Annotated in this window: 4 protein-coding genes and 1 pseudogene; 1 reads left to right on the forward strand and 4 read right to left on the reverse strand. The window is 71.0% G+C overall.

The window, feature by feature from the left end; all coding sequences use genetic code 11:
- Positions 1 to 14: 14 nt before the first annotated feature.
- Together AC3ERT_RS32625 and AC3ERT_RS32630 are read right to left on the reverse strand one after the other, a co-directional pair.
- The gene (locus tag AC3ERT_RS32625; RefSeq protein WP_435178472.1) at positions 15 to 3053 is read right to left on the reverse strand and encodes a tetratricopeptide repeat protein; all 3039 of its coding nucleotides are present in this window, start codon (positions 3051 to 3053) and stop codon (positions 15 to 17) included.
- A complete protein-coding gene (locus AC3ERT_RS32630) occupies positions 3050 to 3469 on the reverse strand; it encodes a hypothetical protein (RefSeq protein WP_335983906.1) in 420 nt (139 codons plus the stop codon). The genes AC3ERT_RS32625 and AC3ERT_RS32630 overlap by 4 nt, the downstream gene beginning before the upstream one ends.
- 177 nt (positions 3470 to 3646) lie before the next feature.
- On the opposite strand from AC3ERT_RS32630, the gene AC3ERT_RS32635 reads away from it, so the two are divergent.
- Positions 3647 to 4204 (forward strand): GNAT family N-acetyltransferase, encoded by a 558-nt coding sequence (locus AC3ERT_RS32635; protein ID WP_435178474.1) that lies wholly within the window; start codon positions 3647 to 3649, stop codon positions 4202 to 4204.
- Positions 4205 to 4319: 115 nt separating this feature from the next.
- Here the strand turns inward: AC3ERT_RS32635 and AC3ERT_RS32640 are convergent, their stop codons facing one another.
- Both AC3ERT_RS32640 and tnpA read right to left on the reverse strand, forming a co-directional pair.
- Positions 4320 to 6146, reverse strand: a complete 1827-nt coding sequence (locus tag AC3ERT_RS32640) for a ricin-type beta-trefoil lectin domain protein (protein ID WP_435178476.1) — start codon at positions 6144 to 6146, stop codon at positions 4320 to 4322.
- 211 nt (positions 6147 to 6357) lie between these two features.
- Positions 6358 to 6768: pseudogene (tnpA, locus tag AC3ERT_RS32645) on the reverse strand (IS200/IS605 family transposase); the annotation flags it as partial.
- Between the last annotated feature and the right edge of the window lie 25 nt (positions 6769 to 6793).

Consider the following 6793-nt stretch of genomic DNA (forward strand, 5'->3'; position numbering starts at 1 on the left):
TCGCCCGGGGGGCGTCAGGGGCGGAAGGGCAGGCGCCACCTGCGGCGACCGGGCCCCGCGGCGTCCTTGCGGGCGGCCGCGAGGTTGCGGCGGCTGTGCTCGGTGTCGGGGTGCCCGCGCCCGAGGACGCGTTCGAGATGGGCGAGGTTGGCCTCGTGGAGCGCGACCGACAGGTCGTGGTGGCCGGCCGCACCGCTGGCGACCGCGAAGTTGTTGCGGCAGGTCATGGTCGCCTCGTGGTCCGCCCCGAACGCCGACTGGTAGCCGGACAGGGTGGCCTCGTACAGGTCGAGGGCCTCCTGGTGGCGGCCGGCCGCGGAGTACGCGCCGGCGAGGTGGCTTTGGCACTTGAGGGTCTCGGGGTGCTCCGCCCCCAGGACCTTGACGTGCTGGACCGCGGCGACCTGGTACAGCGGGACCGCGCGGTCGAGATCGCCCATCTCGGCGTAGGCGTAGGCGAGGAGATGGCGTCCCAGCACGGTGTCGGGATGCTCGTCCCCGAGCATGGTCCGTCGCTGGTCGACACAGACCTCGAGGAGCCCGGCCGCGGCCTCGACGTCGCCCGCGGCCACCAGGGCGGAGGCCAGGTTGCCGCGGATGCTGAGCGTGCCGCGGTGCTCCGCGCCCAGGGTCCGTTCGGCGCTGACGAGAGCGTCCCGGTGCAGTGCGACGGCCCGCTCGACGTCACCCGCGTCGTCGACCGCGAGGGCGAGGTTGCTGCGACAGGTGAGCGTGTCGGGGTGGTCCTTTCCGCGGACCCGTTCCAGCCGGTCGACGACTTCCTCCCAGAGCTGGACCGACCGGCCCAGGTCACCGGTCTTCCGCGCCACGTCGGCCAGTTGGGCACGGCATCTGATCGTCTCCGGGTGCTCGGCGCCCAGCAGCCGCCGGTACTGCTCGAGGGCGGTCTCGAGCATGGGGACCGCCCGGTCGGCGTCGCCCGCCTCGACGTACGCGCCGGCCAGGTTGCTGCGGGACTTGACGGTCTCCGGGTGCTCGGCGCCGAGCACCCGCAGGTTCTGCTCGAGGGCGGTCTCGAAGAGCGCGACCGCCTGACCGATCCGCCCGGCCTGGAGGTAGGAAGCCGCGAGGTTGTTGCGGCTCGCGTTGGTGTCGGGGTGCTCGGCGCCGAGCACGCGTCTTCGTCGGCCCAGCGTGGCCCGGTGGATCGGGAGCGCGCGATCGGGCGCGTCCATCGCGTCGAGAGCGCAGGCGAGGTTGCTGCGGGAGGTGAGGGTGAACGGATGGTCCGCTCCGAGGGCGGCCTTGCAGAGCGCGAGGTTGGCCTCGTGCAGGGCGACCGCCCGGCTCGGCGTTCCTGCGGCGGAGTAGGCGTCGGCGAGGTTGTTCCGGCACATCAGGGTGAGTTCGTCGTCCCTGCCGAGTGCCCGTTCCATGGCGGCCAGGGCCTCCTCGTAGGCGGGGACCGCCTGCCGGAGGTCTCCCGCCTCCGCCCGGGCGAGCGCCAGGTTCATGTGGCTCGCCATGGTGTCCGCGTGGTCGGGGCCGAGGACCCGCAGGCGCAGCGCCAGCGTCTCCTCCAGCAGCGGAAGCGCGCGCCGGAGGTCCCCGGCGTCCATGAAGGACAGCGCGAGCAGGTTGCGCAGGGTCAGGGTGTCCGGCTCCTCCGGGCCGTCCTCCCGTTCGCTCTGGTCGGCCATCGCCTCGAGCAGCGGGAGTGCCCGGGCCCGTTGGCCCTCGTCCAGGAGGTGGGCCGAGGTGGCGAGGGCCGCTCCCCAGAAGTCGTCCGAGACCGGGCCGAGCCGGGCGGTGGCGGTGAGGGCCAGGACCTGCGGTACGAGGGCTGCCAACCTGTCCTTGTCGACGGTCTCCTGGTGCCGCCCTTCGGGGAAGACCGCGTGCGCGACGGCCTGCTCGGCGTCCGCTCGTCCTGGCAGCGGGCGATCGGCGGGGTGGCCCGGTGGGGGCGTACGCAGGACGGCTTGGACCAGGCGGTGGACGCCGACCGCCTCCGCGCTCAGCGTGACCATGCTGTAGGCGTGGAGCCGTCCCAGGGCCCGGTCCACCTCGGTGACGCGCGGTGCGAGGTGGTGGAAGAGGGCGCGGGGGCATCCGTCGGGGTCCAGCCAGGCCAGGGCTGCCAGGATTCTGACGGCGAGGGGGTCCCGCTCGGTGAGGGTGTCGAGCGTGACGGCCCAGATCCGGCCGACCGTCCGCTGCGGAGCGATGTCCTCGGCCGGTTCGGCCAGCAGGTCACCGAGGTACTGGCGGTAGGTCGAGATGTCGGCCCGGGTCTCGGCCAGATACGCACCCGCCTGTTCCAGGGCCAGCGGCAGGAACCCGAGGGTGCCGGCGAGCGCCACCGCCTGCTCGCGGTCCGACGGCGTGGGCGCCGGCCCGTCCCACGCACGCCGGCACAGGAGGTCGACGGCCGCCTGCTCGGACAGCACCTCCACCGGGACGGTGCGCGCGAGGTGGCGCCAGCCCGTGGCACGGCGGCTGGTGGCCAGATGGTGGCCGTCGGGCAGAGCGCCAAGGTGGCGGCGCAGGTCTGACGGGTTCTCGACGTTGTCGTGGACCAGCAGCCACCCCGGATGGTGCTGGAGCCAGAAGGTCGCCCAGGCGGTGCGCTGCGCGGCGGACGCGGTCCCGGCCCAGTACGGCACCAGGAACCCGGCGAGGTCGGCGAGCGCGGCGTCGATGCGTTCGGGTGAGGACGCGTCGATCCACCAGACGAGGCGGTAGGAGGTCCGGTGGGTGTGGGCGTAGTGGAGCGCCAGCGCGCTCTTGCCGACGCCGCCCAGCCCGTGGACGGCCACCGCCGGCGGCCCCATGGGCCCCGCGGTCTCCCACTCGTGCCGCAGCCGCAGGAGTTCGGCCTCCCGGCCCAGGAACAGGTCGGAGGACGGTGCCGGAAGGTTCCCCGAGCCGGGCGGCGGCAGGACGGTGGCGGCGGAGTTCAGCGCCTCGGGGGTCAGGAGCACGTTTCCGTCGCCCGTGATCGCCATGCCGAGGTCGCCGCCGACCGCGATGGACCGTTCGCCCGAGGCGATCACCGACCGCAGCCCTCTGGACGGGCGCGGGTGGTTCACCGGCCCACCGTGTTGTTGTCGCCGGTGACCGCCGTTCCGATGTCACCGCCCGCCGCGACCGCGCGCGCACCCGAGGCATCGACACGGTTCGGCCCGGCGGGCGTCGCCGGCAGGAGCGCGGCCAGTTCGTCGAGCAACTCGGCATCCCCGGCCAGGGCCCGCCGGATCTGCGCTCGCAGCACCTGCGCCGCGTCGTCGTCGGACGGGTGCTCCGCCGCGTTCTGCACGGCGTCCTCCAGCACCACCTGGGCCCGCGGCGCGCCACGCCGCCAGATCCGGGCGAGCACCCGCCGCCCCAGATTCGCGGTGGCACCGACCGCCGCCTCCTCGGCGCGGGTCAGCACCGCCGTGCCGTACGCGGCCAACGCGGCGTCGATCGCCGGGCCGACCTGATCGGTGAACTCAGTGATCTCCACGCGCCCAACCCCCAAGAACGCCGGCCCACATGAACGGTCCACCGCCAGCCTACGCGGAGCCGGACAGCCGCCGAAGCCGTTCCGCCTCGGTCGGTACCGCACGTCGGCACGTCCCGGACCGCGGTGATCGCCGCCCCCGCGGTCCGGGGAGTCCGGACGGACATCTACCATGGCGCCATGATCGATATGCCGTCTCTTGCCATTGATGATGTCGTTATGCGTCCTCTTGAGGCAGGGGATGCGCGTGCGCTGTGCCGGGCGTATGTGCGCAATCGCGATCACCTGCGTCCGTGGGAGCCTCGTCGGAGCGACGGCTTCTTCACCGAGCAGGGGCAGGCGGAACGCGTGAGCGGCCAGTTGGAGGAGCGGGAGGCGGGGCGCTTCGTCGCATGGGTACTGGCGGACGGGGACGAGGTGGTCGGGTGGACGGCGTTGTCCAACGTGTCGCTCGGGCCCTTCCGCAGTGCGAATCTCGGGTACTGGGTGGATGCCGGGCGCGCGGGGCGCGGACTGGCGACGGCGGTGGTGCGGGAGGCATGCCGCGCGGCCGACGAACTCCTGGGCCTGCACCGGGTCGAGGCGGGCACGCTGGTGGACAATGTCGCCTCGCAGCGCGTGCTGGCGAAGTGCGGCTTCACCCGGATCGGTACGGCGCCTGAGTTCCTGCACATCGACGGCGAGTGGCGCGACCACGTGATCTTCCAGAAGATCCTCAACGACCGCGCCCCCCAGTAGACCGCGGGCTCTTCGGCCTGCCGAGGGGCCGGGGTGGTCCGCGTCGACCACCCCGGCCCCGGGGCACCTCGCGGCCTCGGCCCGGAGGATCTGCCGGGGGCCGCTCACATCGGTGTCAGGATGCGGTGGGGATGTTCCACTTCTGGTTGGCGCCGCCGTTGCAGTCCCAGATCTCCAGTTGGGTGCCGTTGGCGGTGTTGGCGGCGGGTATGTCCAGGCAGCGGCCGGAGGCGGGGTTGACCAGGGCTCCGTTACTGACGGTCCACTGCTGGTTGCCCTGGCCGTTGCAGTTCCACAGGTCCACCAGGGAGCCGTTGGCGGTGCCGGCACCGACCACGTCGAGGCACAGGCCGTTGATGGTGACCGCGCTGTTGCCCACGGTCCACTGCTGGGCGGACGAGCCGTTGCAGTCCCAGACATCCGCGATCGCACCCGCGGTGCTGGATGCCTGGTAGTCGTCCAGGCACTTGGAGGTGTTCGCCGCGGAGCTGACCTGACCGGTCGCGGTGCCACCCGCGCTGCCGGAACCCGGGGTGATGGACAGGTTGTCGAACTGGTCGGTGCGGTAGCCCTGGATTCCGAGGCCGGCCTGCCCGGACTGGAACGAGGTGTCGGTGACCGAGCCGACCTGCCTGCCGTCGACCTCGGCGCTGATGGTCGAGCCCTGGAAGGTGAAGGCCAGGTGGTGCCAGGTGCCGGTGCCCAGCGCGGTGGTGGTGCCGGTGGCCAGGGTGTGGTTGGAGCCGTCGGTGTACATCTTCTCGATCCACCACTGCCCGGTGTCCCTGATCCGGAAGTAGTAGGCGTTCATGTGCGACTGCGGGCGCAGCTGGGTGTTGGCGCGGCCGAGCAGTTCGGTGGTGCCGGCGCCGCGCAGCAGCACGTCGGAGCTGACCGTGTAGTTCGACCAGCCGGTGTCACCGATCAGCGCGTAGGAGTCGGAGTCGTCCTGCCACTCGATCGGCTTGACCGGCGCCATCTGCTGCACGCACTGCCCCGACCGGCCGGTGCAGGGCTGGACCTCGAAGGAACCCTGCATGTCGGACAGGTACTTCGCCTCGGTGCCGCTGGCATCGGCGTCGAAGTTGTCGCTGTAGGGCAGGGCGAGGGCGTGGGCGGCGGGCGCGGTCGCGGTTCCCTTGCCCGCGGTGTTCAGTGTGCTGACGGTGTAGACGTAGCCGGGCTGCATCGTCAGCGAGTACGTCCCGTTGCTGGGGGTGATGTCCTGGGTGTGGAGGAACGACGTGGCGTCGCTGGGCGAGTCGACCTTGGTGGCCCACACGTGGACGGTGCCGGTGGACAGGCCGCCCTTGACGGTGAAGTTCGCGGTCTGGGTGGAGTTGGAGGTCGTCGTCTCCAGGATGGTGGAGTAGTCCGAGGAGGTGTTGGACCTGATCGTGACGTAGCTGCCGTTGGACTCCGAGCCGCCGAGGTAGCCGGACGCGGAGTCGATGAACTTCCAGCCGGGCTGGGTGAACTGGGTGACCTGGGCGGTGGCCCAGGTGTTGGCGCCGATCGTGTAGTTCCCCGACCACGGGGAGCTCGCCGTGGCCAGACCGACGGTGTCGAAGGGAAGGTTCGGGTAGACCGAGGCGATCAGCGGCCAGTTGAAGAAGCTGGTGAACCTCGCGTCGGTGTAGCCGCGGACGATGGCGCGGATCAGTGCCGGAGCCCCGCCGTTCATGTCCTGCGAGCCGTTCTCACTGTCCCACAGCGGCTTGCCGAGGTTCCGGCCGTTCTGGGTGCTCTGGCAGGACGTCGCGTCGCCGCCGTCACCGCCGTTGCAGGAATAGTGCACGCCGACCACGGACACCGCGTTGTCGAACGCCGAGTTGGTCGTCATGTCGTCCGCGACGCTCCAGCCGGAGTCGTCCCCGACGATCTGCACGCCGCCGTAGCCGGCGGTGTTCAGCGCGGCACCGCCCTGAACCAGTCCGGCCACACCATCCACTTCCAGCTGTCCAACTCCCTGGACGTCAAGAACGCCGCCGTGTGGAAGGACAACTCCAACGGCTGGCGCATCGACGGCGACGTCGAGTGCTACCGGGTCTCATCGCAGTGCACCGGGCTTCAGCCCGGTGGTGAGGCGATTCTGAGAAGTGCTCTGACTCGCGCTGTGCGCACGGGTCCGCACTGTCGGCCTCTGCTCGGACGGGCCGGTTCTGCTGCTCGATGTACTGCTTCACGATCGACAGTGGAGCCCCGCCGACCGACCCGGCGAAGTACGAGCCGGACCACAGCCTCTGTGCCCGCCGGTAGTGTCGGACCAGCTCCGGATACTCCTGGCGGAGCCTGCGGGAACTGACGCCCTTGAGGCCGTTGACCAGCTTGGACAGGGCAACTTTCGGCGGGAAGTTCACGAGCGGGTGGACGTGGTTGTTCTCGCCGTTGAACTCGACCGGCTCGCATGCGAACTCGGCGCAGACGGCCCGCATGATCTCTTCCTTGCGCGTCAGGTGGGCGTCCTTGAAGACCTTGTGCCGGTACTTCGTCACGAAAACCAAGTGGGCGTGAAGAACGAAGGCACAGTGTCGGCCAGTACGGATGTTCTGATACTCGGCCATAAACCAACTGGAGTAGGATGATCGA

The organism is Actinacidiphila sp. bgisy145, assembly GCF_057708125.1.